Below are 26,267 nucleotides of genomic sequence, written 5' to 3'. Positions count from 1 at the left end.
ATGGCCTGGATACCAACGGCGGCGAACTGACGGTCTACGAGAAACACCTGGCGGACGGCAGCAGCCCGGATGCCGCGGCACTGACCCAAAGCGGCACCTTCACTGTGACCGCGCTGGACGGCCTGCAAACCTTGACGGTGGGTGGCATCAGTGTGGTCAGTGGTGGAATTGCCACCGGTTTTCCACAGTCGGTGACCACGGCCTTGGGCAACACCCTGACCATCACGGGCTACAACGCGGCTACTGGGGTGATCAGCTACAGCTACACCCTGGCGGACAACGAGGATCACCCAACCGCCAATGGCGCCAACAGCCTCAGCGAACACTTCAATGTGGTGGCGACCGATGTCGATGGCAGCACGGCCAGCGGTTCGCTGGATGTGAATGTGGTGGACGATTTGCCAACGGCAGTCGATGACAGCAATGGTGTCGCCTCGGAAAGCCAGCTGGTGCTCAGCGGCAACGTGTTGACCAACGACGTGCAGGGCGCTGACCGCGTACCCACAGGCCCAGTGACCGCCGGCACCTTCACCGGTACCTACGGCACCCTGGTCCTGGCCGCCGATGGCACCTACACCTACACCCTCAACACCGCGGACGCCGACTTCAAGGCTTTGCACGGTAATGGCAGCGGTACCGAGACCTTCGCCTACACCCTCACCGACGCCGACGGCGACCCGAGCACCGCCAACCTGGTGCTGAACGTCCATAACAACGACGACTGCGTGACCCTGCACTGCCTGGATATCCCGGGTGGCGAGCTGACGGTCTACGAGAAGCACCTCAGCGATGGCACCAGCCCCAACGCCCCGGCCTTGACCCAGAGCGGCTTCTTCCTGGTCAACGCCCCGGACGGCCTGCAAACCCTGACAGTGGGCGGGATCAATGTGGTGACCGGCGGGGTGGCCGCGAGCTTCCCGCAATCGATCCTGACGGCCTTGGGTAACGTGCTGACCATTACCGGCTACGACGCCAGCCTCGGTGTCGTCGCCTACAGCTACACCCTGCTCGACAATGAAAGCCATCCGACGGGGCTGGGGGCCAACAGCATCGCCGAGCATTTCACTGTGTTCGCCAGCGATGGCGACGGCAGCAGCGCCTCCGGGGTGCTGGATGTGAATATCGTCGACGACCTGCCCACCGCTCATCCCGATGTGGCGATGGCCGACGAAGGCACGACCATCAGCGGCAACGTGCTGGGTAACGACATTGGCGGCGCCGATGGCCCGGCAATCACTGGCGCGGTGGTCGGCGTGCGCGCCGGCAGCGACACCTCGACCTCGGCCATTGGCGGCTTGAACACCACCATCAACGGCCTGTATGGCACGCTGACCCTGGACGCCTTCGGCAACGCGACCTATCACAGCAATCCGAACTCGGTCACCGCTCATGATTCGCAGGATGTGTTCGTCTATACCGTGCGTGACGCGGACGGCGATGAAAGCACCACCACCATCACCATCCAGATCTGCGGCACCGAGCTCAGGGCGGTCACTGACCAGGACATCACTGTCTTCGAAAAAGCCCTGGACCTGAGCAAGGACGGCCAGGACCTGGCGGCCGGTACGGTGGTTGGCAGTGACCCGGGCAATACCGGCGAAACCGCCAGCGGTACCCTGGTCGGCTCGGTCATCGGCGGCAGCGGTGCGATTACCTACACCCTGGTCGGCAGCGCCACCGGCACTTACGGGCAGATCCTGCTCAACCCCGACGGCACCTACCGCTACACCCTGACCTCGGCGCCGAAAACCTCGCCGAACGCCAACGACGGCCCGAACGTGCTGAGCGAAAGCTTCACCTACAAGGCCACCGACGCGGTGGGCAATACCACCACCAGCACCATCCAGATCAGCATCGTCGACGATGTGCCTCAGGCGGTCGCCAGCGAGCGGGCGGTCACCGCGCTGGAGGTCGATTCCAACCTGCTGCTGGTGATCGATGTATCCGGCAGCATGGCCGATCCGTCGGGCGTCCCCGGCCTGTCGCGCCTGGAACTGGCCAAGCAGGCGATCAGCACCTTGCTCGACAAGTACGACGACATGGGCGATGTGAAGGTGCAGATCGTCACCTTCAGCAGCAGCGCCACGGACAAGACGCCGATCTGGGTCGACGTGGCGACGGCCAAGTCGATCATCGCCTCCCTGACCGCGGGCGGCGGCACCAACTACGATGCGGCCGTGGCCGCGGCGAAGCTGGCGTTTGTCACCAGTGGCCAGATCAGCGGGGCGCAGAACGTCGGTTATTTCTTCTCCGACGGCAAGCCCACCGATGGCCAGGAGATCGGCACCGCCGACGAGACCGCCTGGAAAGCCTTCCTCGACGCCAACGGCATCAAGAACTATGCAATCGGCCTGGGCAGCGGTGTCAGCAACGGCAACCTCGACCCGCTGGCCTATGACGGCAGTACCCACATCGATACCAATGCGGTGGTGGTCACCGACCTGAACCAGCTCGACTCGGTGCTGGCCGGTACGGTACAGGGCACCCCGGTCACCGGCAGCCTGCTTGGCGAAGGTGGCTCGTTCGGCGCCGACGGAGGTTTCATCAAGACCCTGGTGGTCGATGGCACCACCTACACCTATGACCCCAACGGCAATAGCAACCAGGGCTCGCTGAGCTTCAGCGGCGGGGTCAACCACGGCACCTTCAATACCCTGGATAACAGCCTCAGCATCGCCACCAACAACGGCGGCACGCTGGTGGTGAAACTCGACACCGGCGATTACACCTACACCTCGCAGAAAGTCACCAGCGTGGTGCTGACCGAGACAGTCGGCTTCACCGTCAGCGATAACGACGGCGACCTGGCCAGCTCGACCCTGGTGGTCAAGGTCAATCCCAACGCGGCGCCGGTGGCGGGCGACGACCACATCATCACCAACATTCTGTCGGGCACTATCGTGGTGCCGGCCGATGCCCTGCTGGCCAACGACAGCGACGCCAACGGCGATCCGCTGACAGCCGCGCCGACCAGCTTCAACACCGGCTGGCTGTCCCCTGGGGCGGACTTTACCGCCGGCAGCCTGCAGACCATCGGCTTCACCGGAGGGTCCAACCAGACCCTGACCGTCGCCCGGGCTTCGTTCAATGCCAATACGGCGGCGATGACGGCCGCGGTGGTGATCAGCGGCTTCCTGGGCAGCATCAACAACGGCAATGACAACGACGAGGATGTGATCAGCGTCAACCTGAAGCAGGGCGAGACCCTGAACCTGGATCACAACCTGACGGCGGGCCGGGTGGGCATGGAATACGCCTTCAATGGCGGGGCCTACACCGCGATCGCCGACGGCGCTTCGTTCTCCGCGGGGGCGGACGGCACCTACCAGATCCATATCACCAACCTGACCAACCCCAGCGGCGGCAACGCCAACGGTTCGGAAAACTACCAGCTGACCATGACCGTCAACTACGCGGGTGGCCAGGAGTCCACGCCGGATTACCACGGCACCTACACCGCCAGCGACAGCCATGGCGGCAGCGACAGTGCGGCGGTGAGCATCAGCTATCAGGACGGCCATACCCTGACCGGTACCGCTGGCGACGATGTGCTGCTGGCCGGCAGTGGCGACAACCTGATCAATGCCGGCGACGGCAACGATGTACTCATCGCCGGCAGCGGCAACAACACCTTGCACGGCGGCGCGGGTAACGACCTGCTGTTCGGCGGGCCGGGCAACGACCTGCTCGACGGCGGCACGGGCAACGACACCGCCAGCTACGCCCATGCCAGTGCCGGGGTCACGGTCGACCTCTCGCTGCTCGGTGCGCAGAACACCGGTGGCGCCGGGACCGATACCCTGACCGCCATCGAAAACCTGGTGGGCTCCAACTACAACGACACCCTGACCGGCGACAACAACGCCAACATCATCACCGGCGGCCTGGGCAACGATGTGCTCAACGGCGGTGGCGGCGACGACCTGTTGATCGGCGGGATGGGCAACAACACCCTGACCGGTGGCAGCGGCAGCGACACCTTCCAGTGGCAGCAGGGCAACAGCGGGCATGACCTGGTCACCGACTTCACGCCGGGTATCGACAAACTCGACCTGTCGCAACTGCTGCAGGGCGAGAACGCCAGCAGCGCATCGCTGGATGATTACCTGCACTTCACGGTCACTGGCAGCGGTCCGTCGCTGATCACCAGTATCGACGTCAGCGCGGCGGCGGGGGCCTTGCCGAGCCAGACCATCGATCTGGCCGGGGTCAACCTGGCGGAGCACTACGGGGTGACACCGGGCGCAGGCGGAGTGATCGCGGGTGGCGCGGATACTGCGACCATCATCAACGGCATGCTCAACGACCATTCGTTGAAGGTCGATACCGTCTGAGGCCCGGCGGGCCCGGCGCCAGCCTAGACCGAGGTTGGCGCCGGGGCTGTGCGGGGAAGGGGCTACATCGGTTCCGGTGGGCCGATCAGCCGCCCCATGACCCCGAACAGGCCCAGGGCCTTGAGGGTGTCCAGTTCGCCCTGGGTCTCGACCCGTTCGGCGATCAGCGGCAGGTCGATGCTGTGGGTGGCGCGAAATATCGCCTCGATGAACAGCTGTTTGTCGCTTTGCCGGTCGATGTCGCGGATGTAGCTGCCATCGACTTTCAGGTAGGCCAGGCCGAGGTGGGCGAGGTTGCCGATCTGGCTGAAGTTGCCGCCGAAATGTTGCAGGCCGATCCGGTAGCCGCTGTCCCGCAGGCGCTGGCTCAATTGCTGCAGCTCGCTGGCCGAGGGCAGTTGGCGTTCGTCGATCTCCAGGGTCAGTAACTTGGCCAGGTCGGGCAGGGCCTTGAGTTGGTCGAGGATCCGCCGCAACGCGTCGGGGTCGCGCAGGGTGCTGCCGGACAGGCTCAGGGCCAGCGGCCAGGCATGCTCGAGCAGATAATCCAGGGTGTGTTCGAGCATGGCCAGGTCGAAGCGTGCCGACCAGCCCAGGCGCTCGATCCACGGCAGGAAATGCCCGGCGGCAATGGCTTCGCCCTGCGGGTCGAGCAAGCGCGCCAGCACTTTGTGATGCAGCACCTCGCTGGTGTCGGCGCACTGCACCACCGGCTGGAAATACAACTTCAACTTGCCGTTGCTCAGGGCGTCGTCGATCCAGGCGCGCCAGTCATGCTGCGGCTGGCTGGGGCCGGCGGCGAACTCCTGCAGCAATGCCCAGGGACGCTCGGGGTGCTGCTGGGCCTGCGCCAGCGCCTGGTCCAGGCGCAACCATACGCCGCTCAGCGGGTCGCCGGGCCGGTAGGCGACTATGCCCAGGTGCGCCACCGGTGTGCAGTCGCTGGCCGCGGTCAGGCGCAGGTTCTCCAGGGTGGCGCTGATTTCCATGGCCAGGCGCTCGGCGCCGCGGCTGTCCAAGCCCGGTGTCAGCAGGCTGAATTCGCCGCCGCGATTGCGCGCCGCCAGCCAGTGGCGTCGGTCGGCCTGGGCGCTGATGCGCTTGAGCAGATCGCCGATGCTCTTGATCAGGGCGTCAGTGCGCTGGCCGCCCAGGCGCTGGTTCAGGCCACTGAGGTCATTGACCCGCAGCATCAGCAGATAACCATCGCCACTCTGCTCGTTGAGCAGCAACTGATCGCCGAGCTGTTCGTCCAGCAGGCGTCGGTTGGCCAGGCCGGTCAGGCTGTCCTGATAGGATTCGGCCCGCAGTTTCTCGCTGCGCGCGGCCTCTTCGGCGAACAGGGCCTTGAGTTTTTCCACCATCTGGTTCATGGCCAGGACCACCCGCTTGAGCTCGGGCGTGCGCGGCACCGTCGCCAGGCTGAGGAACTCGCGGTGGCTGATGGCTTCGGCCTGCCTGACCATGGCGTCCAGCGGTCGCAACTGGCGTCGCAGCAGCCAGCCGCCGAACACCGCGCTGAGCAAGCCGCACACCAGCAGCCAGAGCAGGCTGCCGGCGCTGCTGTCCCAGAGCCTGGCCAGGGCGAACTGCGGGTTGCTCAGCACTTCCACCCGCGCCACCTGTTCCCAGCCACGCATGACCAGGGCGTCGCCACCTTGCGGGCGCAGGTTCACCAGCCTGACGAACCACTGGGGTACGCCCTCGATCCTGGCAGGCACCGAACGCTCCAGCAGAATGCTTTCATCTTCGATGTTCACCACCCGGATGCTGTTGTAGTAGCCGCTGTCGAAGATCGAACTGACCATCAGTTCCATCATCGCCGGGTCGTCGACCTGGCTGGTCAGGGACAGGCCCAGGGCGGTGGCCGCATCCTGGGCGTGGGAGCGCAGCTGGTTGAGCATCTGCTCGCGGGAGCTTTCCAGGCTGACAAAAAAACTGCCGCTGAAGGCCACCAGCAGGAACAGGCAGATGGCGATGAACAGTTGCTTGAGTAGCGACATTCGGCACTCCTTGTCGGATCAGCCATTACCCACCGTGAAGCCCTCGTCCCGCATCTTTTTCAGTACGTCCTGCCAGCGCGAGAGTTTTTTCGGGTCGATGCTGCGCGTGTCGCCAGCCACTCCGGGCAGGTACAGCCCCTCGGCATTGAAGGCGTATACCGGGTTCGGATCCTGGCGCTGGGCGGCGGAACGAATGTCGCTGCTGAGGTTGTCCAGTATCAGCGGTCCGGCGCCGGGGCTGGGGTAATAGGCCAGGACCATATGCGGCCGGTTGCCGTGCCTGGCCTTGACGTAAGTGAGGCGCAGTTTGTCGCTGGAGACCCCCAGGCTGCGCAGGCTGAAATACTTGGCCAGTGCGTAGTCCTCGCAATCCCCGGCGCCCTTGAGCAGGGCCTCGATCGGCGTGGCCCAATAATCGCTCTGCTGCCAGGTGCGCTGGTCCTCCTTGAAGCTCAGTTGCTGGTTGAAGAAGCGGTTGATGGCATTCAGTTGTTCGTATTCCGGTCGCCCGGTCAGGTCCTGCAACAACTGGTTCCAGGCCTCGAGACGCTCCCGGGCCGGGCCCAGGACCTGATGACGGTACTCGAAGGTGCTCAGGGCGGAAACGAACTCCCAGTTTGCCCGCACATTGCCCGGGTCGGTCCACAAACAGATCAGCAACAGCGACCAGCCGGCCAGCCGAAACCGGAGCAGTGTCCACTCGGGGCGACGCGAACGTGCGGGCATGGCGGGCTGCTCGAATGCAGGTGTCTGAAGTCTAGGCGGTATTTTTCGCGAGCATGGGCAGTTGGTCGGGTTGCCACGAACGGAGGAAGGCGGCGCGCAGGGCCGGGTTCAAGGCTTGTGCAGGGTCTTCTGGCGCAGGATGTAGATCGTCACCAGCACCGCGCTGGTCAGCATGAAGCCGCGGGCCCAGGGCAGGGGCACCAGGTAGCAGGACAGGCCGATGCTCAGCCACATCAGGCCGATGGCGTAGACCTTGCCTTTGAGCGGGATACCGTGGCCGTCCAGGTAATCGCGGATCCACGGGCCGAGCCGCGGATGTTCCACCAGCCACCGATAGAAGCGCGGCGAACTGCGGGCAAAGCAGGCGGCGGCCAGCAGCAGGAAGGGGGTAGTGGGCAATACCGGGAGGAAGATGCCGGTCACCCCCAGCACTACGCTCAGCCAGCCGATGGCCAGCAGAACGTAACGCAGGATCAGGGGGCGGTTGCCTATGGGCTTGGCCATAGGCGGTGACTCAGTGGTGACGGGGCTTGAGAATGGCCGGTTTTTCGTCCGGCGCGTTGCACAGCAGGTACAGCGCGGTCAGGGCTTCCGGGATCTGCACGATCATGTCGTCCATCAGGTTGGCATCGCTGGCGATGTCGGAGAACTCGGGTTGTTCGTCGAACAGGCCGGAACCGACCATGATCGGCAGGAGCATCTCGCTGACTTCTTCCTCGGCGGTTTCGAACCAAGCCGCTTCGCGCAGGAACACGCCTTCCATGAAACCGATGCACCAGCCGCGCAGGTCGGAGTCGTCCGGTTCGTCGCCGAGGTCGAGGTCGCACGGCAGCTCGAACTCTTCGTCGGAAGCCAGTTGGCGGGCGATGTGGGCCTTGAGGGCAATCAGGGTGGATTCGATCTCTTCGCGCTGGGCGGCGTCGCTGTAGTGCGGCTCCTCGGCGAACAGGGCGTCGATCCACTCACGGTCGGGAACGCTTTCGGAACAGATGGACAGCGCAGTCAGGTAGCCGTGGGCGGCCACATAGTCCAGCGCCTCGTCATGCAGCTCATCGGCGTCGAGGAAGGCTTGCAGGCGGGTTAATTGCTCAGCGAAGGACATTGAAGGACTACCTTGGGAATAAACGATGCTGAATTCTAGGCCTTCTTGAGCGCCCAGGCCAGCCGCAGCGCAGATTTGCGCGCTTCTAAAGGTTACCAGCGGTCCATTGTCGGCACCCTTCGCCGGCAAGTGCTCGGGTATACTTGCGCGTTTTGTGATGCCCGGCAGGCGTCATGACGGTCCAGGAAAAGTCCGCTAACGGATTTGTCAGTGAAAACCGTGGCCTTTTCGGCCAGCCTGCGCACAGGGATTTCAGCGATTTTTGGAGTTTTTCATGCTCGAACAGGCTCAGCGCGTCCTCAAGGACATCTTCGGCTACGACAGTTTCCGTGGCCGCCAAGGTGCGATCATTGAGCGTGTGGCCAGTGGCGGCGACGCCCTGGTACTGATGCCTACCGGCGGCGGCAAGTCATTGTGCTTCCAGGTTCCGGCCTTGCTTCGCGAGGGCCTGGCGGTAGTGGTCTCGCCTTTGATCGCGCTGATGGACGATCAGGTCGCGACCCTGGAGGAGCTGGGGGTCGCCGCGGCGGCGCTGAACTCCACCCTGAGCGCCGAACAGCAGCGCGACCTGGCCGCGCGCATCCGGCGGGGCGAGGTGAAGATGCTGTACCTGGCACCGGAGCGACTGGTGCAGCCGCGGATGCTGGCGTTCCTGCAGAACCTCGACATCGCCCTGTTCGCTATCGACGAGGCGCATTGCGTGTCCCAGTGGGGGCATGACTTCCGTCCGGAGTACTTGCAGCTGGGCCAGCTGGCGGAAATGTTCCCCCAGGTGCCGCGCATCGCCCTGACCGCCACCGCCGACAAGCGTACCCGCGAGGAAATCGTCAATCGCCTGCACCTGCAGGATGCCGAGCGTTTCCTCTCCAGCTTCGACCGTCCGAACATCTTCTATCGCATCGTTCCCAAGGAACAGCCGCGCAAGCAGTTGCTGGCGTTCCTCAGCGAACGACGCAGCGACGCCGGCATCGTCTATTGCCTGTCGCGCAAGAAGGTCGACGAGGTTGCCGCCTTCCTCTGCGAGCAGGGCTTTCCGGCGCTGCCGTATCACGCCGGGTTGCCCAGCGAGCTGCGGGCCTATCACCAGAAGCGTTTCCTCAACGAGGAAGGGCTGATCATGGTTGCGACCATCGCTTTCGGCATGGGCATCGACAAACCCAACGTGCGCTTCGTGGCGCACCTGGACCTGCCCAAGTCCCTCGAGGCCTATTACCAGGAAACCGGGCGTGCCGGGCGTGACGGCCTGCCTGCCGATGCCTGGATGGCCTACGGCCTGCAGGACGTGCTGATGCTCAAGCAGATGCTGCAGAATTCCGAGGGCGACGAACGCCACAAACGCCTGGAGCAGCACAAGCTCGATGCCATGCTGGCGCTGTGCGAGGAAACCCGCTGCCGGCGCCAGACCCTGCTGGCCTATTTCGACGAAGACATGCCACAGCCATGCGGCCATTGCGACAACTGCGTCGATGGCGTGCAGACCTGGGATGCCACCGAGCCGGCGCGCCAGGCACTGTCGGCGATCTATCGCACCGGCCAGCGGTATGGCGTTGGCCACTTGGTGGACGTGCTGCTGGGCAAGGACACGGAAAAGGTCCGCAGCTTCGGTCATCAGCATCTTTCCGTGTTCGGCGTGGGCAAGGCGCGCAGCGAAGGCGAATGGCGCTCGCTGTTTCGCCAACTGGTGGCCCGCGGCCTGGTCGACATCGATCTGGAAGGCTACGGCGGCCTGCGTCTGAGCGACAGCTGCCGGCCGCTGCTCAAGGGCGAGGTGAGCCTGGAACTGCGCCGCGACATAAAGCCGCAGACCGCCGCCAAGAGCAGCACCAGCCAGGCCAGCCAACTGGTACGTGGCGAAGAGCGCGAACAGTGGGAAGCCTTGCGCGCCCTGCGGCGCAAGCTGGCGGAAGAACATGGCGTGCCGCCCTATGTCATTTTCCCCGACTCCACCTTGCTGGAGATGCTCCGCAGCCAACCCGGCTCCCTGGCGGAAATGGCCCGGGTCAGCGGCGTCGGCGCGCGCAAGCTGGAGCGCTACGGCGAGGCCTTCCTCGAAGTGTTGGGCGGCCAGGTGGAGGCGCCGAAAGTGGTGGCCGACATCCGCCACGAGCTGATTACCCTGGCCCGCGCCGGCATGACGCCACTGCAGATCGCCGGGCAGTTGCAGTGCTCGGAAAAGAACGTTTACACGATGCTCGCCGGGGCCGTGGGTAAGCAGCAGCTATCCCTGGAACAGGCGCTGGATCTGCCGGAAGACCTGCTCGGCGAGATCCAGGACGCTTTTCTCGACGGCGAAGGCGAGCTGCCCTCGGTGAGCGAAGTGGCCGAGCTGTTTGCCGGTCGCGTGCCGGAAGGTGTGCTGTATTGCGTGCGTGCGGCGCTGGAATCGGAATTCGAGATGTGAGTTGCCCGACGGCAAGATGTAACGATTCAGTTCATGGCAAACCTTGCCACTCGGCAACTGTCATGCTTAGCTGACTAATAATTAGTTTTTCTTAATTTTCAGTCTACTAACTCATGAGTTGTCTATGCCGTTAACCGATCAACACCGTTTTGGCATGCAGTTGGCGCAGATGTCCCGAGGCTGGCGCGCCGAACTGGATCGCCGTCTGGCCGGACTTGGCCTGTCCCAGGCCCGCTGGCTGGTGCTGCTGCACCTCGCCCGTTTCGATGAAGCCCCGACCCAGCGTGAACTTGCCCAGAGTGTCGGCGTCGAAGGACCGACCCTGGCGCGGCTGCTCGACAGCCTGGAAACCCAGGGTTTGGTGCAACGGCAGTCGGTGGTCGAGGATCGCCGGGCAAAGAAGATCGTTCTGTGCGCCCCGGCGCTGCCCTTGATCGAACAGATCGAAACCATCGCCACAGCCCTGCGCAGTGAATTGTTCGTCGGTGTCGATGAAGAGGATATGCGGGTATGCATGCGGGTTCATGCGCACATCCTGGCCAATCTGGAAAAGTCTTGAGGCATAACTAGCGCCGCGGATTTTTGAGCTACCGACACCGGCGGACTATAAGAAATACCAGGTCCACAGCGGCATGCGCAGCCAGCGTATCGCCGCTGTGGTCGCTTTCGGTCCTCAAGAAGGGTGCTCATGTTCCAGAGTCTGCTGGCCGCTCTGCGCGGTTTCGTCGGGTCGTCCTGGGTGGCGAAGAATCGTTCTTTGTTCCTTCTGCCGGTACTGGCGGCCTTGTATTCGTCCCTGGCTTCGGCGGTGGGCCTGGGTGAAATCACCGTGCATTCGGCGCTGAACCAACCGCTGGAGGCGGAGATCGCCCTGGTGCAGGCACAAGCTCTGGAGGAGGGCGAGTTGTCGGTCAGCCTGGCGACGGCCAGCGAGTTCAAGCAGGCCGGTATCGAGCGCTTGCCGTTTCTCGAAGACTTGCGTTTTACCCAGGTTTTGCAGGGCGAGCGCAGGGTGATCCGGGTAGTGTCGAGCAAGCCGGTGAACGAGCCGTTCCTGGATTTCCTGCTGCAGGTGAACCAGGCCAATGGCCGGCAGTTGCGCGAGTACACGCTGCTGATCGATCCCCCGGGAAGCCCCGAGATAGTGCCGGCCCCGGCCAGGGACATAGCAAAACCCGAACCGGCGATCGCCACCCAGGCGCCACCCGCGGCGGCCAAGGCGAGCGATCCTGCGGCCGGACAATTGGCGCAAGCCCTGCAGGCCAAGCAGCAATTGCAGGACCAGGCCCAAGAGCTGCGCAACACATTGCAGCAGCGGGACGAACAACTGGCGCGCCAGCAGCAACAGCTGGTGGAGCTGCAACGTCAGTTGGCCGAAGCCCTGAGCAAGCCTGCCGATAATCCTGCCCCGGCGCCCGCGCCCGCGACACCCACCGCAGTCAGCCCACCCCAGCCAGCCGAACAGGCCCCAGAGACTGATGAGGGCTCGAATCCCTGGCTGATGCTTGCCGCCTTGCTGCTGACGGCCTGGCTGGTGGTGTTGGTCATGCGTCGCCGTCGTCAGTCCGCTGCCGTACCGGAAGCACAGACGGCCCCCGAGAGTCGGCCCACACGAACGCTGGCCAGTGCTGTGACGACGGTGGCAGCCCAGGAGTCGTTCAGATCAACGCCCCCTGTCAGCGCTCCGCCGTCTCCTACCGCAGCACCGGCGCCATTCAATGCCGATTCGATCGTCTGGCGCCTGGAGGAGCCAGACGAACCGGGCTCCGGCAGCAAGGCCGAAGCCGAGTCGGACGCCAAGCCTCAGAACGTCTGGCCCAAGTTGAGGTAGACCGCTTTCTGGTTGTCGTCGTTGATGCCGTAACTGAAATTCAGCGGCCCCAGCGGCGTGTCGAAACCAAGGAAGATGCTGGCGGCGTTGATGTAGCCACTGTCGAACTCGTTGTCGTTGTTCCAGGCCCGCCCTCGCTCCAGGGAGCCGCCGATATACAGCGGGAAGTCCAGGGGCAGGTAGGAGCGGGGTGTCAGCCGCCGGTAGTAGACGCCCCGCATCAGGCTGACGTTCTGGCCCGAGAGCGCATCCTGGCGGAAGCCCGACAGCTGGCGGGCGCCGCCCAGCACGAAGCTTGAGGTCACCACTTCGGCCTCATCCAGGGTCCGGCCATACCGACCGCCGAGGATAAAGGTGTTCGGGCCGCTGCTCAGGGCCTTGTCCAGCTTGAACTCCCACTGCCGGTAGCGCTTGTCCGAGCCCAGGCTGGGTTCGAACTGGCGCAGCGACAGGCCGATGTCCTCGCCCGCGTGGGGGAAGTAGACATTGTCCAGGGAGTCGAACGAGTAGCGCAGTTCGTAGTAACCCTCGTTGAAGCTTTCGCTGGGCAGGTCCTGGTCGCCGACACGGACATCGGCCTTGCCCCAGGCCTCGCCGACACCGAAACGGATCTCGCCGCTGTTGCCGATCTGGCGCCCGATATTGAGGCCGAAACCATAGCGTTCCAGGCGGTACTCGGCGATCGGGTCGTTATCCAGCACGGCTTCGATGTTCTGTGATTCAAGACCGATATACGGCGCGATGAAGTAGCGCGAGCCGACGTCCAGCGGCTGATAGAACTCGCTGTAGAGCTCCTGCTGATCACCGATCTGCACCCGGGTCAGCCATTCGGCGCCGAGGCTGTTGATGCCGTTGACCCGGTAGCTGGCGCCCAGGTTGAAAGCACTGTCGCCGCGCATGTCGTCGGACAGGTTCAGCCCCAGGCGCAGGTAGTCGGTGCCGCTGCGTTTGCCCCGGGCGTTGATCACCAGGGTATGGTCATTGCCCTTGTGGACCACGCGGTATTGCACCTGCTCGAAGTAGTCCAGGCCATACAGCGTGCCCATGTCGGTCTGCAGCCGGCCCAGGTCCAGAGGCTCGCCGATGTGCTGGCGGATGTAGTAACGGATCACGTCGTCGCTGACCTTCGAATCGTTTTCCACCCGGATCGCGGTGATGATCGGGGTGCGCTGGCTGGGCGTGCGCGCGGCGCTGAGTTCGGCATCCATCGGTTCGGCTCGGCGCAGCGGCGCCAGGCGTGCGTCGAGGATGCGGGTGGCGCGGTAGCCGGCGTCGATCATTTCCTGGGCGCGACCGAAGTCGGTGACCCCGAAACTGGCCAGGGGCGGCTGGATCAGCACGTCATTCTTGTGCAGGGTCGCCAATTGTTCCTCGGAGTTGCGCCGGGTCATCAGGGTGATGGACTGGTTCAGCACATCGACCACGGTCGCCAACTGCTGGCGCGAGCGCAGCGGGGTGCCGATGTCGACCACGATGGCGATGTCCACGCCCATGTCGCGGGCCACATCCAGCGGAATGTTGTCGGTCATGCCACCGTCCACCAGCAGCCGGCCATCCATTTCCACCGGGGCGAACACCGCCGGGATCGACATGCTGGCGCGAATCACCCGGGGCAGGTGGCCCTTGCGGAACACTACTTTCTCGCCGCTGGCGATGTCGGTGGCGACCGCGCGGAAGGGGATCGGCAGCTTGTCGAAGTCCCGGGTATCGCTGGCGTGGGCCAGCATGCTTTCCAGTAGCAGCGCCAGGTTCTGGCCCTGGATGACCCCCAGCGGCAGGCCGAGGCTGCCGTCGTCGCGGAAGCTGAGTTTCTGTTTCACCAGGAAGTCGCGGTCATCCTGCTTGCGACGAAACGGTATGTCTTCCCGGGGCGGCGCGTCGGACAGCGCCTGTTGCCAGTCGATGCCCAGGGCCAATTTTTCCAGCTCGTCGATCTTGTAGCCCGAGGCGTACAGCCCGCCGATCACCGCGCCCATGCTGGTGCCGGCAATCGCATCGATCTTCACGCCTTGCTCCTCCAGGGCCTTGAGCACGCCGATATGCGCCAGGCCACGGGCGGCGCCGCCGGACAACACCAGGCCGATCTTCGGCCGTGGCGCTTCGGCGGCGTGCAGGTACACGGGGAGCAAACACAGGAGCAGGCAGGACAGCAAACGACGCATCATGGATCTCGGGGCGAGCGATAAAGGCGGCTATTATAACGACGCCCTTGAGCCCAGGAGTCGGCAGCACCATGTCAGAACGTAAACCCGAAGTGGTCATCACCTATTGCACCCAGTGCCAGTGGCTGCTGCGCGCCGCCTGGCTGGCCCAGGAACTGCTGAGTACCTTCAGCGACGACCTGGGCAAGGTGTCCCTGGAACCGGCTACCGGCGGCACGTTCCGCATTACCTGCGACGGCGTACAGATCTGGGAGCGCAAGGCCGATGGCGGTTTTCCCGAAGCCAAGGTACTCAAGCAGCGGGTGCGCGACCAGATCGATCCGCAGCGCGACCTCGGCCACAACGACCGCACTCAGTGAGACGCGACTTCCGCCACTGGCGCTTTTTTGCTTGAGCCGGACAGTCTGCTGGAGACCACGATGGCGAGGATGATCAAGACGCCGCCGATCAGCATGCGCAGCGTCGGCGTCTCGTTGAACAGCAGCCAGGCCACGGTAATCCCGTAGACCGGCTCCAGGGCGAACACCACCGCCGCGGTGCGCGCCTTGATCACCGCGAGGCTGGCGACGAACAGGCTGTGGGCCAGGCCGGTGCAGAAAATGCCGAGCAGGCTGATCCACAACCAGTCGATGGCCCGGACCTCGCTCAACCCCGGCGCCGCCACCGGCAGCAAGCACAAGGCAACCACTACGTTCTGGCACAGCGCCGCCTGTACCGCCGGGATGCGTGCGGAACTGGCGCGATTGTTCAGTGACAGCAGGGCGAACAGCAGGCCCGATCCCGCGGCCCAGAGCAGCCCGATGGTGGCTTCGCTGGCGAGGTCGAAGTCCGGCGTGACCAGCACCAGGCCGACGCTGACCAGGGCCACCAGGACAATTTCGTTGAGGCGGATCCGCTCACGAAAAATCAGCCCTTCGAGGATCACCGTGAAGGCCGGGAAGCTGGCGAAGCCCAGGGTGGCGATGGCCACGCCGGCGACTTTCACCGCGATGAAGAAACTCACCCAGTGCCCGGCCAGCAGCAGGCCGCTGAGCAGCAGGCGCCACCCGTCCGTGGCCTGCAGCCGTTGCCAGCGGATGCTGCTGGCGCAGCGGGCGAAGAACGCCAGGGCGAGCACCGCGAACGCCGCGCGACCAAAGACGATGATGGCCGGCGAAGCGGCGGTGAGTTTGCCGAATACACCGGTGAGGCCGAACATCAATGCGCCGATATGCAGGGCGCCAAGGGCAGTACGCGGAGTCATTTCAATCCTTCAAGACGGTTGAGCGGAGCGGTGCCAGTCTAAAAGCCTGGGCAGGACCCGGTCTGTCGCGATCCTCGCGTTTTTTGTCGACAGCCTAGCGCTGGCCTGTCGCGCGCCGCAGCTTGCCGGGGGAGACACCGAACTCGCGCAGCACTGCGGCGGCGAAAGCGCTCTGGGAGCTGTAGCCGACGCGGCTGGCGATTTCGCCGATGGGCAGCGCCGAATCGCGCAACAGCCCGGCGGCCATGTGCAGGCGTCGGCTGCGGATATAGTCCATCGGCGTCTGCCCGCATTCGGCGACAAACCGCGCATGCAGGCGAGCGCTGGACAACCCGGCGATTTGCGCCAGGTCGGCCACTTGCAGTGGATGGGCGGCGTGTTTATCGATATGGGCATTCAAGGCGGCATAGGGCAGGCGTCGGCCGCCGATGCTGGCGGGGCTGGCCTGGTTGAGGCTGGCCAGCAACAGCACGGCGCCTTGCTGGGCAATCAGCGGGTCGTTGACCGGGCTGCCGGCGAGCCAGTTGACCAGTTGGCTCTGCGCCGTATCCAGGGGCAGGCGTCCAGGGTTGTCGAGCAGGCGTCGACTGGCATCGGCGTGATCGCCCAGCGACTGCAGCAGCCAATGTTCGTCGGGCACATCGAGCACCAGGCAGCGACTGCCGTTGGGGCTGCCGCAGGCATGATGGGCGCCGGAAGGCACTACCACGAAGCTCTGCTGGACCACCTGGCTGCCCTGGCCGTCGACCTCGAAGTCGAGCTGGCCCGACAGGCCGAACACCAGTTGCGCGTGTTCGTGGCTGTGGACGATCAGGTCGTGGCTGTATTGGCGTAGCGTGAGGATCGGTCTCATCGCAGTCTCCTTGGCAGAACGGCAGTCTACACCGGCGGCCTGGGCTTCAGCGTTGTCATCGGACTGCCGTATTTCTGTCACAGGCGATTAATCGCTGGGGTGCAAGCTCGCAGAAAATGCAGGAGCGTGCCCATGACCAGTGCCGAACTCGCCAGACCCAGTCGTAAACAACGCGTGCGCACCCTGTGGATTTCCGATGTGCATCTGGGCACCCGGGACTGCCAGGCGGAGCATCTGTCGCAGTTCCTCAAGGGCTATCACGCCGACCGGATCTACCTGGTCGGCGACATCATCGACGGCTGGAAGCTGCGCGGCGGCATGTACTGGCCCCAGGCACACACCAACGTCATCCGCCGCCTGCTGACCATGAGCAAGCGCGGCACCGAGGTGATCTACGTCACCGGCAACCACGACGAATTCCTGCGCCGTTATTCGAAACTGATCCTGGGCAATATCCAGTTGGTGGACGAGGCGGTGCACGTCACCGCCGACGGCCGGCACCTGCTGGTGATCCATGGCGACCAGTTCGATGTCATCACCCGCTACCATCGCTGGCTGGCCTTTCTCGGCGATTCGGCCTACGAGTTCACCCTGACCCTCAATCGCTGGCTGAATCACTGGCGGGCGCGCTATGGCTACGGTTACTGGTCGTTGTCGGCCTACCTCAAGCACAAGGTCAAGACTGCGGTCAGCTTTATCAGCGACTTCGAGGAAGCCATCGCTCACGAATGCGTGAAGCGCGAGCTGCACGGCGTGGTGTGCGGGCACATTCACCATGCCGAGATCCGCAAGGTCGGCGAGGTGGACTACCTCAACTGCGGGGATTGGGTCGAGTCGTGCACCGCCCTGATCGAGCATTGGGACGGCACCATCGAGCTGTATCGCCTGGCTGATGCCCAGGCGCGGGAGGCGCAGCGCAAGGCCGAACTGGCCAAGGTCGCGGAGCTGGCCTGAAGAGTATCGCGAGCAAGCTCGCTCCTACAAAAACCGGAGATCCCCCCTGTAGGAGAGAGCTTGCTCGCGATGGCCGCGCAGCTGTCCTCAGGCCGGCGCGTGTTCCTTCATGGCGGCCTTGTAGATCGAGTTTTTCGGCTGGGCGAACAGACGTTCGAGCATGGGTTCGAAAAAGCTCAGGGGCAGGCTGTCGTAGCCTGGATCGAATGCCGCGGCGTCGTACTTGGCACAGAATTCGGCGGTCTGCAGATACAGCGGGTGGTCCTTGAATTGCTCGCGCAGGTGCCGGTCCATGCCCAGGTGATGGAAGAAGTAGTAGCCCTGGAAGATCCCGTGTTTCTCCACCATCCACAGGTTCTCGGGGCTGACGAAGGGCTTGAGGATCGCCGCGGCGATGTCCGGGTGATTGTAGGAACCCAGGGTGTCGCCGATGTCGTGGAGCAGGGCGCAGACCACGTATTCCTCGTCGCGGCCGTCATGCCAGGCCCGGCTGGCGGTTTGCAGCGAGTGGGTCAGGCGGTCCACCGGGAAGCCGCCAAAATCGCCCTCGAGCAACTTCAGGTGCGCCACGATGCGCGCTGGCAACTGCTTGGCGTAGGCGCTGAAATCCGCGGCGATGATCGCCCAGTCTTCCTGGGTGCCATCCTTCATGTGGGTGAAACGGGCGTGAGCGTTCATCGGCCATCCTCTTGTTGTTTTTGTGCGCAACGATGGGAGTCTATGCCTTGGATCCAATCCTGCACTGGCTGTGCAGGACGCCTTGCTGTCCGGCCAGGCCTAGAACGGCACCTTGCCGGTCAGCATGTCGCGGTACATGACGAAATCGCCCAGAAGGCTATAGAGCGGATGCTGGAAGGTGGCCGGGCGGTTTTTCTCGAAGAAGAAATGACCGACCCAGGCGAAGCTGTAGCCGGCCACCGGCAGGGCCAGCAGCAATAGCCAGGCGCCTTTGCCGATGGCGAAGGCGAGGATGAAGATCACCAGGGTCGTGCCAACGAAGTGCAGGCGGCGGCAGGTGCTGTTGCTGTGCTCGCTCAGGTAATACGCATAGAACTCGGCGAAGCTATTGAATTGCTTGATGTTATCCACGACTGCGATCTCTGTGGTTGTTGTTCTGTCAGCGGGATGCTCTGCGGGGAGCTTATTTGAGTCTAGAGTCATCAATGGTTGGGGCCAGTGACAATAGGCGCCACTTTAGTATCCTTGGGAAATCGGCCGTAGCATGCGGCTCATCATGTAAAAGAACCCACCATGAGCGAACGAACGACTTCTGCAAGCTGGGCGATGGGAATTGTCAAAGCTCTGGAGATGGACGGCCTGGATTGCCGTGCATTGTTCAAGCAGATCGGGCTCGACTATGCCGCGCTGGACGACCCGGACGCACGCTTCCCCCAGGACTCGATGACGCGTCTCTGGCAGCGTGCGGTGGAGCAGTCCGGCAACCCGGCGATCGGCCTGAACATGGGCAAGGTGGTGCGACCGGCTTCCTTCAACGTGGCCGGGTATGCCCTGATGTCCAGTCGTACCCTGGCCGAGGGTTTCCAGCGTTTGGTGCGCTATCAGCGGATCATCGCGGAAAGCGCTGATCTGAGTTTCCGACTTTTACCTGAAGGTTATGCGTTGATTCTGACGGTGCACGGCGATCATCTGCCGCCGACCCGGCAAAGTGCCGAGGCCTCGCTGGCCTGTGCGCTGGCGCTGTGTGGCTGGTTGACCGGGCGTACGCTGCAGCCGCGCCAGGTCCTGATGCAGGGGGCGGTGCCGGTCGATCTGGAGCCCTACAAGCAGGCGTTTCATGCGCCGCTGGTGTTCAACGCGCCTTACGATGCGTTGATTTTCGAGCGGGCCGATATGGAAGCGCCGTTGCCGACCGCCAATGAAGCCATGGCGCGGCTGCATGACCGCTTCGCCGGTGAGTACCTGGCGCGCTTCTCCGAAAGCCGGGTGACGCACAAGGCGCGCCAGGCACTGTGCCGGTTGCTGCCCCAGGGCGAGCCGAAGCGCGAAACCGTGGCCCAGACCCTGCACCTGTCCCAGCGCACCCTGCAACGGCGTCTGCAGGAGGAGGGCACCAGTTTCCAGACCCTGCTCGACGACACCCGTCGTGAATTGGCCGAGCAGTACCTGGCGCAGCCGAGCATGACCTTGCTGGAGATTGCCTATCTGTTGGGGTTTGCCGACCCGAGCAACTTTTTCCGCGCTTTCCGCCGCTGGTTCGATGCCACGCCCGGCGAATACCGGGCGCGGTTGCAGGAGTCCGGGGCCGCTGTCAGTGACGCCAGAATGCCGGAATACACAGCACGAATACGGTGATGATCTCCAACCGCCCGAGCAGCATGCCCAGGGACAGAATCCACTTGGCGGCGTCCGGCAGGGTGGCGAAGTTGCCGGCCGGGCCGATGGTTTCGCCCAGGCCCGGGCCGACCCCTGACACCGTACTGGCCGCGCCGGTCAGGGCGGTCATCCAGTCCACCCCCAGCAGCGACAGCGCCAGGGCGATCACGCAGATGGTGATGGCGAAGAAGAACGAGAAGGTCAGGATCGAACGGACGATTTCCTCGTCGAGGCGGTGACCGTTGTATTTCTGTTTGATCACCGCGCGCGGGTGGATCAGCTGGTTCAAGTTGGCCTTGAGCAGGATATAGGCGACCTGGAAGCGGAAAATCTTGATCCCGCCGGCGGTCGAGCCGGAACAGCCGCCGACGAAGCCCAGGTAAAAGAACAGCATCAGCGAGAAGTTGCCCCACAGGCTGTAGTCGCCCAGGGCGAAACCGGTTGTGGTGACCACCGAGGTGACGTTCAGTGCGACGTGACGCAGGGCCTCCAGCCAATGCAGCTGGGTGGTCCACCAGTACCAGGTGCCGAGCACCAGCCAGGTCACCAGCAGCATGCCGAGCAGGCCCTGGACCTGCTGGTCCTTGATCAGCGCCCGGCGGTTGCCGCGCAGGGTGGCGACGTACAGGGTGAACGGCAGGCTGCCGAGGATCATCACCACCACCGCCACCCAGTGCACCGCCGGTTGCGGCCAGTGCGCCAGCGAGCTGTCGGAGGTGGAGAAGCCGCCGGTGGAAATCGCCGACATCGCGTGGTTGATCGCGTCGAACAGGCTCATCCCGGCCCACCAGAAGGCCAGGCTGCCGAGAATGGTGATGCCGACATACGCCGCCACGATCAGCCGCGCCACCATGTGCGAACGCGGCATGACCTTTTCCGAGCGGTCCGAGGATTCGGTCTGGAACAGGCGCATGCCACCGATGCGCAGCAGCGGCAGGATCGCCACCGCCATGCCGATGAAGCCGATGCCGCCGAGCCAGTGCAGCAGGGAGCGCCACATCAGGATGCCCGGCGACATGTTGTCCAGGCCGCTGAGCACGGTGGCGCCGGTGGCGGTGATGCCGGACATGCTTTCAAAGAACGAGTCGGTGTAGCTGATGTGCTGGGTCAGCAAAAACGGCAGGGCGGCGAAGATGCACACCACCAGCCAGCTGGACACCGTCAGCAGGTACATGTCCCGCGGACGCAGGTGCACATGTTCCGGACGCCCCGGTATCACCAGGGCCAGGCCGGCGACGAAAGTGATCATGCTGGCCCAGAGGAACGACGGCAGGTCGCCGGTGCGTTCGAACAACACCAGCGTTGCCATCGGAATGACCATGGCGATGGCCAGGGTGATCAGGAAAATGCCGATGATGAAACCAATGATCCGTAGGGTCGGCAACGCCATGAGGTCCGCTCGGGGCTGATAAGGAGGGCGCCATTCTACCTGCGGCGCAGAGCATGTAAACCGGCACCCGGAAGGCACTTCCCGGTAGAATGGCCGGACATTTTTTTCAGGAGGTGGCCGATGGAGGCTCTCGACGCATTGCTCAACCGTGTTTCCGTACCGCGTCTGGTGGACCCGGCGCCGACGGCGGCGCAACGCGAAGCGCTGTTCGCGGCGGCATTGCGCGCCCCGGATCATGGCCAGTTGCGGCCGTGGCGCTTTCTGACGGTGGAAGGTACGGCCCGCGAGCAGTTGGGCGAGCTGCTGGTGGAGGCGGTGCAATTGCAGGGGGGCGAAGTGACCCAGGCGGCCCTGGACAAGGCCCGTGCCATGCCGCTGCGCGCGCCGTTGGTGGTGGTTGTGGTGGCTCGCCTGCAGGAGCACGTCAAGGTGCCGAAGTCGGAGCAACGGCTGGCGGCCGGCTGTGCCGCCCACGGCATCCTGCTGGCGGCCTATGCCCAGGGTATCGGTGCAGTGTGGCGTACCGGCGAGCTGTCCTATTCACCCCATGTCGCCCAGGGCCTTGGCCTGGGCGAAGGTGAAGAAATCATCGCCTTCCTGTACCTGGGCACGCCGCTGAACGAGCCACGGGTCGCGCCCAAGGTGGATACGGCGGAGTTCGTCAGCGCCTGGTCGGGCAAGGCCTGATCCTGAGGCTGCTCAGGCCTGGGCAGTAACGCCTGGCACCAACGGCAACTCCAGGCTGGCGATAAAGCCACCCTGCGGATGATTGTCCAGGGTCAGGCTGCCGCCATGGCGTTCCGCGGCGCGCCGGGCGATGGCCAGGCCCAGCCCGTGACCCGGCGCGGCCTGGCCCGGGGCGCGGTAGAAGGGTTCCCCCAGCTGGCGCAAATGTTCGGCCTCCACGCCGGGGCCGTGATCGCGGACGCTGAGTACGATCCTGTCCCCCTGACGCAATGCCTGCACTTCGATCGGCTGTCCGGCCGGGTTGAAGCGCTGGGCATTGCGCAGCAGATTGTCCACCGCCCGCTCGATCATGGTCGGCCAGCCCTTGAGGCTGAGTTGCGATTCGGCCTGGATGTTCACTGGCTGTTCCGGGCAGGCCAGTTGGGCATCCTTCTGCAGGTTGTCGAGCAGGGCGTTGAGGTCCACCTCTTCGGCGCTGGCGTTGTCGGCATCGACCCGGGCCAGCACCAGGATCTCGCTGATCAGCGCTTCCAGGCGGTCACATTCGCGGGTCAGGCGCGGCCACAGGCGCTCGCGCTCCTCGGCCGTGGCGCGCTCGGCCAGCGCCAGGGCGATGCGCAGGCGCGCCAGCGGCGAGCGCAGCTCGTGGGAGACATCGCGCAGCAGTTGGCGCTGGCTGCCGATCAGGCTTTGCAGGCGCGAGCCCATGCGGTTGAAGTCCTTGGCCAGCACACCGAACTCGTCGCGGCGGGCGGCCAGGCGGGCCAGGCTGTTCTGTTGGTAGGTGGCCTGTCCCAGGTCATGCACCGCACCGCGCAAACGGCTGAGGGGGCGGGTGATGGACAGGGTCACCAGCAGGCTGAACAGGGTCAGCACCACCAGCGCGATGGTCAGGGCGCTCAGCGGCCACAGCAGGCTGTCGCGATGCCAGGCGTCCAGTTCCGGGTGGGGGATGCGGTAGATCAGCAGGTAGGTTTCGCCGGTTTTCGGGCTGGTGTATTCGGCGGTCAGGCGCCGCCAGGGCAGGCGCCGGTCATCGTTGTTCTGCCGGGCCTCCAAGGCGGCCGCGCGGCGCGGGAAGGTGCCGCGGACCACCGGGTCGCCGGCGTCGTTGAGCACTTGCACGTTGACGTGATACTGGTGCTTGCGCTGCTCGAGGATCTCCTGGGCGGCGTCTTCGCCTTGTTCTTCGTAGGTGCGCGTCCACTCTTCGGCCAGGGTATTGAGGCCCGGATGGCGACTGAGGATCCAGGCATCCTGGTTCAGCATGTGGCCAAGCAGAATCGACAGCCCTGCAACCAGGGTGATGGCCAGCCAGAAGCTGGCGAGGATGCGCCAGAACAATGAACGCACGGAAAGTCCTCAAACAAGGAAAGCCCAGTGGGGGCCACTGGGCTGGGCTGTGGGATAAGCGCTAAAGCATTATTGCGCTTTTTGCGGCTGTTGCGCTTTCCAGGCCTTGAACTCGGCCCATTCGGCGCGGCGCTCGGCGTGTTTCTTCTGGATGGCGTCAAACTCTTTCTGTTGTTCCGGCTTGAGCAGGGCGCGGATATCGGCTTCGGTTTTCTGGCGCTTGGCGGCGATCTCGTCCTTCATGGCCTTCTGGTCGGCCGGCGACAGTTTTTCCAGGTACTTCTGCACCAGCTGCTTGCGCTCGTGCATCTGCTCACCCATCAGCTTGCGGATCTGTTGGCGCTGTTCGTGGCTCAGGTCCAGCTGGCTGTAAGGGCCTTTGCCGCGCATGTGTTCGCTGTGGCGCGGGCCATCCATCGGCCCCATGGGACCTGCGCCTTCCGGCATGGCCATGGCCACGGTCGGCAGGGCGGCGGCGAACATCAGAGCGATCAGGGTCTTGCGCATGGTGTATCTCCTTGTCTCATTCCCGGTCAGTTCCGGATGTGTGCAGATTACGCAGAGCAAGGTCAGCGGCGGTCAGCGAAGGGTAAAGCTTGGGTAAAGACGTTTTTTGGCGAAACTGACATAACGCCTGTAGCCGCTGCCGAGCCTGCGAGGCTGCGAACGACCGGTACGGTCGCGGGGATCTTGCGAATGCAGGAGGGCGGCGGCTCTATCGCAGCCTGCGGCAGCGGCGGCAGGAGCAGGGATCTGTTCAGAGTCAGAGGCTGTAGTAGTAGCCACGGCTGCGCAGGGCGACGATGCGCGGGCGGCCGTCGGGGTGCGGGCCGATCTTCTTGCGCAGGTTGCTGACGTGCATGTCCAGGCTGCGGTCGTACAGGGTCAGCTTGCGGCCCAGGGCGATCTGCGCCAGTTCCTGCTTGTCCAGCGGCTCGCCCGGTTGCTTAAGCAAGGCTTCCAGCAGGCGGCTTTCGGAAACGGTGAGGGTGATGTCCTGTTCGTCGATGCTGACCACGCCGCGCACAGGGCTGAAACACAGGTCGCCCAGCTCCATCTGGCTGGACACCGCGGTCGGGTGGCTGCGGCGCAGCACGGCACGCAGGCGGGCGGTCAGTTCACGCGGATCGCAGGGCTTGGCCAGGTAGTCGTCGGCGCCCAGCTCCAGGCCGAGGATGCGGTCCAGGGGCTCGCCGCGGGCCGAGAGCATCAGCACCGGCAAGTCCGGGTGGTCGCTGCGCAGTTGCTTGAGCAGTTCCAGGCCGCTGCCGTCGGGCAGCATCACGTCCAGCACCACCGCCGCCGGAGCGTGGTCGGCCAGGGCGCGACGGGCGCTCAGGCCATCGTGGCAGGCCCGTACCTGAAAACCTTCCTGGCCCAGCCAGCTGGTCAGGAGCTCGCAGAGTTCCTGGTCATCGTCAATCAGTAACAGGTCGCTCATGAATCACTCAATTTAGCCATTGTCGACGCTTTCTATGTCCACCACTGGCGAAGATACCGCAGAGCAGGGCCAATAGCGCTACCCCGGCGCCGGTGACGAACCACTGTTGCTGTTCGGTCAGCAGGCGCGGCACGGAACTGGCCTGGGCCTCGCGCAGTTGCAGCTTGAGGCGTTGGTTCTCCTGGCGCAGGCGGCTCAGCTGGGCGCTTTCACGCTCGCTGTCGGCGCTCTGCAATTGCCGGGTCAACTCTTCACGCTGGCGCTCGCTGTCTTTGAGGCGCTGCTGCAATTCGCTGATCTGGCTGCCGGCACTCAGGGACAAAGACGTGGAATGCCCCGGGTCCGTGGTTTCTTCGGCGGAGGCGCTCGCCCCGATCGTTAACATGACCAACAACAGGCACAACAGACCTTGGCGCATCGCAACTCCTGATTCCAATCGAGTGTTGGGCAGGTTGTCGGCAGTCAAACGAGAATAATGAGCGATTGAGAGCGCGATGAACCCATAAGGTTCACCGCGCGGGAGAGGATTTACGGCAGGACTTGCTTGAACGGCTTGACCACGACGCTGGCATAGACACCGGCGGCGACGTAAGGGTCGGCATCGGCCCAGGCCTGGGCGGCGCTCAGCGAGTCGAATTCGGCGACGATCAGGCTGCCGGTGAAACCCGCGGCGCCAGGATCATTGCTGTCGACGGCAGGGTGTGGCCCGGCCAGTACCACGCGACCTTCGGCCTTGAGCTGCTGCAACCGCTCCAGATGCGCCGGGCGCGCGGCCAGGCGGTTTTCCAGGGAGTTGGCGACGTCTGTAGCAATGATTGCGTAAAGCATGTCAGTCCTCGGTTTTCGACGTGGTGGGTTCGGTGTCGTGAAGATGGCGCGACAGGTAGATGCCCTGGCCGACCAGGAACAGCACGGTCATGCCCAGGCTGCCGAAGACCTTGAAGTCGACCCAGATGCTCTGGAAGGTGAAGGCGACGAACAGGTTGGCGGCGCCGCAGAACAGGAAGAAGGCGATCCAGGCGATGTTCAGGCGGGTCCAGACCGGATCCGGCAGGGTCAGCGCGTGGCCCATGATGCGCTTGATCAGCAGGCGGTCGCCGATGAAGTGGCTACCGATAAAGGCCAGGGCGAACAGCCAGTTGACCACCGGCGCCTTCCACTTGAGGAAGGTCTCGCTATGGAAGGCCAGGGTCAGGCTACCGAACACCAGGCAGGCGACCAGGGTCAGCCACTGGCTTTTCTCCAGCTTGCGCTGGGAGATGAACAGCGCGCCGTAGACCACCAGGGAGCTGATGATCAACACCGCCGTGGCGCTGTAGATACCGCCTACGGTCAGTTGTTGACCGGCAATGTCGACGACTCGGGGATCGATTTTGTAGACGATGAAAAACAGGAACAGCGGGATGAAGTCGATGAATTGTTTCACAGTGGCAGCCAGAAGCAGGATGTGGCG

24 protein-coding genes are annotated in these 26,267 nt (G+C 64.2%); 8 read left to right on the top strand and 16 right to left on the bottom strand.

The annotated features are described in order from the left end of the window. Nucleotides 1–4,334, top strand: a 4,334-nt coding sequence (locus CRO75_RS03935; protein WP_097134486.1) for a VCBS domain-containing protein, incomplete at its 5' end; no start/stop codon positions are given. Nucleotides 4,335–4,396: 62 nt separating this feature from the next. On the opposite strand, the gene lapD is transcribed toward CRO75_RS03935, so the two are convergent. The 4 genes from lapD to CRO75_RS03915 form a co-directional block, all read right to left on the bottom strand. Further along, a complete protein-coding gene (gene lapD, locus CRO75_RS03930) occupies nucleotides 4,397–6,337 on the bottom strand; it encodes a cyclic di-GMP receptor LapD (protein WP_097134485.1) in 1,941 nt (646 codons plus the stop codon). Nucleotides 6,338–6,355: 18 nt separating this feature from the next. Next, nucleotides 6,356–7,063, bottom strand: a complete 708-nt coding sequence (locus CRO75_RS03925; protein ID WP_097134484.1) for a transglutaminase-like cysteine peptidase — start codon at nucleotides 7,061–7,063, stop codon at nucleotides 6,356–6,358. A 108-nt stretch (nucleotides 7,064–7,171) separates the two neighbouring features. After that, the gene (locus CRO75_RS03920; protein WP_007929758.1) at nucleotides 7,172–7,567 is read right to left on the bottom strand and encodes a DUF454 family protein; all 396 of its coding nucleotides are present in this window, start codon (nucleotides 7,565–7,567) and stop codon (nucleotides 7,172–7,174) included. A gap of 10 nt (nucleotides 7,568–7,577) precedes the next feature. Continuing rightward, a complete protein-coding gene (locus CRO75_RS03915) occupies nucleotides 7,578–8,165 on the bottom strand; it encodes a YecA family protein (RefSeq protein ID WP_007929756.1) in 588 nt (195 codons plus the stop codon). A gap of 274 nt (nucleotides 8,166–8,439) precedes the next feature. Here CRO75_RS03915 and recQ point away from each other — a divergent pair, with 274 nt between their 5' ends. The 3 genes from recQ (at nucleotide 8,440) to CRO75_RS03900 (ending at nucleotide 12,397) form a co-directional block, all read left to right on the top strand. Continuing rightward, entirely contained in the window at nucleotides 8,440–10,566 is a 2,127-nt protein-coding gene (recQ, locus tag CRO75_RS03910) for a DNA helicase RecQ (RefSeq protein WP_097134483.1), read from the top strand. A 124-nt stretch (nucleotides 10,567–10,690) separates the two neighbouring features. Then, the gene (locus CRO75_RS03905) at nucleotides 10,691–11,125 is read left to right on the top strand and encodes a MarR family transcriptional regulator (protein WP_007929752.1); all 435 of its coding nucleotides are present in this window, start codon (nucleotides 10,691–10,693) and stop codon (nucleotides 11,123–11,125) included. Nucleotides 11,126–11,254: 129 nt separating this feature from the next. After that, a complete protein-coding gene (locus tag CRO75_RS03900) occupies nucleotides 11,255–12,397 on the top strand; it encodes a peptidoglycan-binding protein LysM (RefSeq protein ID WP_097134482.1) in 1,143 nt (380 codons plus the stop codon). On the opposite strand, the gene CRO75_RS03895 is transcribed toward CRO75_RS03900, so the two are convergent. Further along, complete coding sequence (locus CRO75_RS03895; RefSeq protein WP_097134481.1) at nucleotides 12,370–14,559, bottom strand: patatin-like phospholipase family protein; 2,190 nt, start codon at nucleotides 14,557–14,559, stop codon at nucleotides 12,370–12,372. The two genes, CRO75_RS03900 and CRO75_RS03895, sit on opposite strands and share 28 nt — an antisense overlap. 71 nt (nucleotides 14,560–14,630) lie before the next feature. Between CRO75_RS03895 and CRO75_RS03890 the strand changes: the two genes are divergently transcribed. Continuing rightward, nucleotides 14,631–14,918, top strand: coding sequence for a SelT/SelW/SelH family protein (locus CRO75_RS03890; RefSeq protein WP_007929749.1), 288 nt, complete (start codon nucleotides 14,631–14,633; stop codon nucleotides 14,916–14,918). On the opposite strand, the gene CRO75_RS03885 is transcribed toward CRO75_RS03890, so the two are convergent. Continuing rightward, a complete protein-coding gene (locus tag CRO75_RS03885) occupies nucleotides 14,912–15,802 on the bottom strand; it encodes a DMT family transporter (RefSeq protein ID WP_097134480.1) in 891 nt (296 codons plus the stop codon). The two genes, CRO75_RS03890 and CRO75_RS03885, sit on opposite strands and share 7 nt — an antisense overlap. Before the next feature lie 94 nt (nucleotides 15,803–15,896). After that, nucleotides 15,897–16,655 carry an AraC family transcriptional regulator gene (locus CRO75_RS03880; protein ID WP_092418039.1) on the bottom strand — a complete coding sequence of 253 codons (759 nt, stop codon included), beginning with the start codon at nucleotides 16,653–16,655 and terminating at the stop codon, nucleotides 15,897–15,899. A 132-nt stretch (nucleotides 16,656–16,787) separates the two neighbouring features. On the opposite strand from CRO75_RS03880, the gene CRO75_RS03875 reads away from it, so the two are divergent. Then, nucleotides 16,788–17,609, top strand: a complete 822-nt coding sequence (locus tag CRO75_RS03875; RefSeq protein WP_009042684.1) for a UDP-2,3-diacylglucosamine diphosphatase — start codon at nucleotides 16,788–16,790, stop codon at nucleotides 17,607–17,609. 87 nt (nucleotides 17,610–17,696) lie between these two features. Here CRO75_RS03875 and CRO75_RS03870 read toward each other — a convergent pair whose 3' ends face one another. Together CRO75_RS03870 and CRO75_RS03865 are read right to left on the bottom strand one after the other, a co-directional pair. Beyond that, nucleotides 17,697–18,287 (bottom strand): phosphohydrolase, encoded by a 591-nt coding sequence (locus tag CRO75_RS03870; RefSeq protein ID WP_009042685.1) that lies wholly within the window; start codon nucleotides 18,285–18,287, stop codon nucleotides 17,697–17,699. 99 nt (nucleotides 18,288–18,386) lie between these two features. Continuing rightward, on the bottom strand, nucleotides 18,387–18,698 hold the full coding sequence (locus CRO75_RS03865) for a DUF962 domain-containing protein (RefSeq protein WP_092418040.1): 312 nt from the start codon (nucleotides 18,696–18,698) through the stop codon (nucleotides 18,387–18,389). Between the two features lie 162 nt (nucleotides 18,699–18,860). Here CRO75_RS03865 and CRO75_RS03860 point away from each other — a divergent pair, with 162 nt between their 5' ends. Further along, nucleotides 18,861–19,922 carry an AraC family transcriptional regulator gene (locus CRO75_RS03860; RefSeq protein ID WP_009042686.1) on the top strand — a complete coding sequence of 354 codons (1,062 nt, stop codon included), beginning with the start codon at nucleotides 18,861–18,863 and terminating at the stop codon, nucleotides 19,920–19,922. Here CRO75_RS03860 and CRO75_RS03855 read toward each other — a convergent pair. After that, nucleotides 19,879–21,333 carry a TrkH family potassium uptake protein gene (locus CRO75_RS03855; RefSeq protein ID WP_009042687.1) on the bottom strand — a complete coding sequence of 485 codons (1,455 nt, stop codon included), beginning with the start codon at nucleotides 21,331–21,333 and terminating at the stop codon, nucleotides 19,879–19,881. The genes CRO75_RS03860 and CRO75_RS03855 overlap by 44 nt on opposite strands. 120 nt (nucleotides 21,334–21,453) lie before the next feature. Here CRO75_RS03855 and CRO75_RS03850 point away from each other — a divergent pair, with 120 nt between their 5' ends. Further along, nucleotides 21,454–22,020 carry a nitroreductase family protein gene (locus tag CRO75_RS03850; protein ID WP_097134479.1) on the top strand — a complete coding sequence of 189 codons (567 nt, stop codon included), beginning with the start codon at nucleotides 21,454–21,456 and terminating at the stop codon, nucleotides 22,018–22,020. Nucleotides 22,021–22,032: 12 nt separating this feature from the next. Here the strand turns inward: CRO75_RS03850 and CRO75_RS03845 are convergent, their stop codons facing one another. From CRO75_RS03845 to CRO75_RS03820, 6 genes are all read right to left on the bottom strand, one after another. Beyond that, on the bottom strand, nucleotides 22,033–23,373 hold the full coding sequence (locus CRO75_RS03845; protein ID WP_097134478.1) for a HAMP domain-containing sensor histidine kinase: 1,341 nt from the start codon (nucleotides 23,371–23,373) through the stop codon (nucleotides 22,033–22,035). Between the two features lie 69 nt (nucleotides 23,374–23,442). Continuing rightward, nucleotides 23,443–23,880, bottom strand: a complete 438-nt coding sequence (locus tag CRO75_RS03840; RefSeq protein WP_016702278.1) for an LTXXQ domain-containing protein — start codon at nucleotides 23,878–23,880, stop codon at nucleotides 23,443–23,445. A 256-nt stretch (nucleotides 23,881–24,136) separates the two neighbouring features. Next, on the bottom strand, nucleotides 24,137–24,814 hold the full coding sequence (locus CRO75_RS03835; protein WP_007930075.1) for a response regulator transcription factor: 678 nt from the start codon (nucleotides 24,812–24,814) through the stop codon (nucleotides 24,137–24,139). A gap of 7 nt (nucleotides 24,815–24,821) precedes the next feature. After that, nucleotides 24,822–25,232 carry a translation initiation factor 2 gene (locus tag CRO75_RS03830; protein ID WP_097134477.1) on the bottom strand — a complete coding sequence of 137 codons (411 nt, stop codon included), beginning with the start codon at nucleotides 25,230–25,232 and terminating at the stop codon, nucleotides 24,822–24,824. Nucleotides 25,233–25,342: 110 nt separating this feature from the next. Continuing rightward, entirely contained in the window at nucleotides 25,343–25,642 is a 300-nt protein-coding gene (locus CRO75_RS03825; RefSeq protein ID WP_007930077.1) for a YciI family protein, read from the bottom strand. Nucleotide 25,643: 1 nt separating this feature from the next. After that, a complete protein-coding gene (locus tag CRO75_RS03820; protein WP_009042692.1) occupies nucleotides 25,644–26,240 on the bottom strand; it encodes a septation protein A in 597 nt (198 codons plus the stop codon). Nucleotides 26,241–26,267: the final 27 nt, after the last annotated feature.

This window comes from Pseudomonas sp. LAMO17WK12:I10 (assembly GCF_900215185.1).
Lineage (GTDB): Bacteria > Pseudomonadota > Gammaproteobacteria > Pseudomonadales > Pseudomonadaceae > Aquipseudomonas > Aquipseudomonas chlororaphis.
This window is presented reverse-complemented; position numbering and strand designations above follow the sequence as displayed.

What these genes read in the sequence shown, in the direction of transcription:
- CRO75_RS03875 (WP_009042684.1), top strand. Translation starts at nt 16,788, where the DNA reads ATGACCAGTGCCGAACTCGCCAGACCCAGTCGTAAACAACGCGTGCGC.
- recQ (WP_097134483.1), top strand. Translation starts at nt 8,440, where the DNA reads ATGCTCGAACAGGCTCAGCGCGTCCTCAAGGACATCTTCGGCTACGAC.
- CRO75_RS03915 (WP_007929756.1), bottom strand. Translation starts at nt 8,165, where the DNA reads ATGTCCTTCGCTGAGCAATTAACCCGCCTGCAAGCCTTCCTCGACGCC.
- CRO75_RS03835 (WP_007930075.1), bottom strand. Translation starts at nt 24,814, where the DNA reads ATGAGCGACCTGTTACTGATTGACGATGACCAGGAACTCTGCGAGCTC.
- CRO75_RS03860 (WP_009042686.1), top strand. Translation starts at nt 18,861, where the DNA reads ATGAGCGAACGAACGACTTCTGCAAGCTGGGCGATGGGAATTGTCAAA.
- CRO75_RS03895 (WP_097134481.1), bottom strand. Translation starts at nt 14,559, where the DNA reads ATGCGTCGTTTGCTGTCCTGCCTGCTCCTGTGTTTGCTCCCCGTGTAC.
- CRO75_RS03905 (WP_007929752.1), top strand. Translation starts at nt 10,691, where the DNA reads ATGCCGTTAACCGATCAACACCGTTTTGGCATGCAGTTGGCGCAGATG.
- CRO75_RS03855 (WP_009042687.1), bottom strand. Translation starts at nt 21,333, where the DNA reads ATGGCGTTGCCGACCCTACGGATCATTGGTTTCATCATCGGCATTTTC.
- CRO75_RS03880 (WP_092418039.1), bottom strand. Translation starts at nt 16,655, where the DNA reads ATGAGACCGATCCTCACGCTACGCCAATACAGCCACGACCTGATCGTC.
- CRO75_RS03925 (WP_097134484.1), bottom strand. Translation starts at nt 7,063, where the DNA reads ATGCCCGCACGTTCGCGTCGCCCCGAGTGGACACTGCTCCGGTTTCGG.
- CRO75_RS03850 (WP_097134479.1), top strand. Translation starts at nt 21,454, where the DNA reads ATGGAGGCTCTCGACGCATTGCTCAACCGTGTTTCCGTACCGCGTCTG.
- CRO75_RS03830 (WP_097134477.1), bottom strand. Translation starts at nt 25,232, where the DNA reads ATGCGCCAAGGTCTGTTGTGCCTGTTGTTGGTCATGTTAACGATCGGG.
- CRO75_RS03890 (WP_007929749.1), top strand. Translation starts at nt 14,631, where the DNA reads ATGTCAGAACGTAAACCCGAAGTGGTCATCACCTATTGCACCCAGTGC.
- lapD (WP_097134485.1), bottom strand. Translation starts at nt 6,337, where the DNA reads ATGTCGCTACTCAAGCAACTGTTCATCGCCATCTGCCTGTTCCTGCTG.
- CRO75_RS03840 (WP_016702278.1), bottom strand. Translation starts at nt 23,880, where the DNA reads ATGCGCAAGACCCTGATCGCTCTGATGTTCGCCGCCGCCCTGCCGACC.
- CRO75_RS03920 (WP_007929758.1), bottom strand. Translation starts at nt 7,567, where the DNA reads ATGGCCAAGCCCATAGGCAACCGCCCCCTGATCCTGCGTTACGTTCTG.
- CRO75_RS03870 (WP_009042685.1), bottom strand. Translation starts at nt 18,287, where the DNA reads ATGAACGCTCACGCCCGTTTCACCCACATGAAGGATGGCACCCAGGAA.
- CRO75_RS03825 (WP_007930077.1), bottom strand. Translation starts at nt 25,642, where the DNA reads ATGCTTTACGCAATCATTGCTACAGACGTCGCCAACTCCCTGGAAAAC.
- CRO75_RS03885 (WP_097134480.1), bottom strand. Translation starts at nt 15,802, where the DNA reads ATGACTCCGCGTACTGCCCTTGGCGCCCTGCATATCGGCGCATTGATG.
- CRO75_RS03900 (WP_097134482.1), top strand. Translation starts at nt 11,255, where the DNA reads ATGTTCCAGAGTCTGCTGGCCGCTCTGCGCGGTTTCGTCGGGTCGTCC.